Below are 1795 nucleotides of genomic sequence, written 5' to 3'. Positions count from 1 at the left end.
GGTTTGATTGTATTCACTGCCGCAAAGCTACAACCAAACCTCAAAGTGTAAAAGGTGCATTTGTTCGAATGCTTACGGATAGGGGGAGTGGGTGTAAATAAATACTCCCATTGAAATATTATCATTTCAATGGGAGTATTTATTTGAGTGGTGCCACCAGCAACCGAAAGTGGGTTGATATGGCACTATCTTTCAGTAAGTTATATTTTTATTACGATGTAAGTCCCTTGAATAAGGTCTTCACAGCTTTGCACCGTTCAACACAAGTTTGTATCTTGGGTACGATTTCTGAATGCAAAGATAGGGATTTATTTTAAGCCTTTATCTTAGATATATATAATAATTCTTCAATAGCAACTCTGTATAATGTTATTACTTCGTCTATGTACGCCTTTTTTGCATTATATTGAATTTTATGAGCCGATAAGTTTCCTAACATTCTAAATCTGTCAAGTACAGATAATACCTCTTTGGAAAGAGAAAAACGTTTATGTTGTATAATATCATTGATTATTACGCTGAGATTCTTATATCCATCTCCATCTTGTATTACTGTGATATTTCCAGTTGCTTCATAAGAGTGAATTAATAATATTTCTAACAATCGTCTCATTAGTACAGAGCAACCGTCATATATATTATGTTCATATGAAGCATTAATTTGTTTCCCTAATGTTTCAATATATCCACGAGTGTTTTCATATAGAGAAGTAGGGAGAATTAATCCTTCACATACAACTTCTTCTGTTTTAAGGAGAAATTGATTAAATTCTGCATCAAGCTCTAATAGTAAAGTTCTTGTTGGTTTATATCCTCCTCCCTTAATAGATAAGATATTTCGATGTTTTCTTAAGTCTTCTTTTAAATAAGTTACATTATATTTAGGGAGATTAGCTTGCTCAAAATAAGAATTTATTTTTTGAGTACTACATTCTTGTCCCTCTTCTAATCTATAATGCAACCAAACAAAAGCTGCTGCAACATCTTTTTTTGCAGAAAACCTTTCGCAAATACAATGAATTAATGTTGAGGAATTATTTATCATTATTAGGTGATTTACGTTTTGTATTACGAGGTTTCCTTAGCTTAGCCTCTGACTTCCCAGTAGCAATCAGTTGTATTTGTTCAATTCCTGCACTTGTTATGATAAACTTGGTTTTAGTTATAGCAGAAATATAAGATTGCTGTATGAGATTATCGATATTTTTTGAAAGATTCTTATTTCTCCCTTCTGTATATATACTTTCCTCTCTGTATGCGTCCATTATAGAAGAACGTTCTATTGGAATTGTCCCATTATTAGATTTATAATATAATATCATCAATAAGATTTCCGTTTCATTTTTTGTATATTGTTTGGTCATCAGTTCATACAATGACGGAATATTATCTTTTGTAATAGAAGCAGGTTCAGCATTAATCGTTTCAACTTTTGTCTCTTTATTTGTAGGGGGTAATTGCTTTTCTGCCCCTATAAACTGATTTGTAGGGACAGTAGGCTTATATGATTGATCAATAAAACCATATTTGTCTAGTAAATAACGAATAACTCTTGTTTTACTTTCATTGTCTAATCTTGATAAAGCTTTAGCACATTTTGCTATAGCTTCAATCTCCAAATCTTCATCATCAAAATTGCTCATATTGCTCATATTTAATTATACATTACTAATATATTACTTTTTATTTTTAAATTTAATTTTTCATTAGAAAATATCCTCCAGTTTTAGGTGCTCCCCTAAATTCTATCAGTTCTTTTTCATTCAATGACTTTAAATAGCGCATGGTTGTTCTC

Annotated in this window: 2 protein-coding genes; both read right to left on the bottom strand. The window is 31.0% G+C overall.

Annotated features, from left to right (window positions below; translation table 11 throughout):
- Window positions 1-313: 313 nt before the first annotated feature.
- Complete coding sequence (locus tag ABUA47_RS24545; RefSeq protein WP_010800372.1) at window positions 314-1045, bottom strand: DUF4145 domain-containing protein; 732 nt, start codon at window positions 1043-1045, stop codon at window positions 314-316.
- Window positions 1035-1643: a hypothetical protein gene (locus tag ABUA47_RS24540; RefSeq protein WP_118273803.1), complete on the bottom strand. Its 609-nt coding sequence runs from the start codon at window positions 1641-1643 to the stop codon at window positions 1035-1037. The genes ABUA47_RS24545 and ABUA47_RS24540 overlap by 11 nt, the downstream gene beginning before the upstream one ends.
- Window positions 1644-1795 lie beyond the last annotated feature (152 nt).

Origin of the sequence: Bacteroides sp. RTP31139st1_H2_RTP31139_211217 (assembly GCF_040227615.1) — a bacterium.
In the GTDB taxonomy this organism is placed as follows: Bacteria; Bacteroidota; Bacteroidia; order Bacteroidales; family Bacteroidaceae; genus Bacteroides; species Bacteroides uniformis.
The sequence above is the reverse complement of the archived record's forward strand: the minus strand, read 5'-3'. Positions and strand labels throughout refer to the sequence as shown.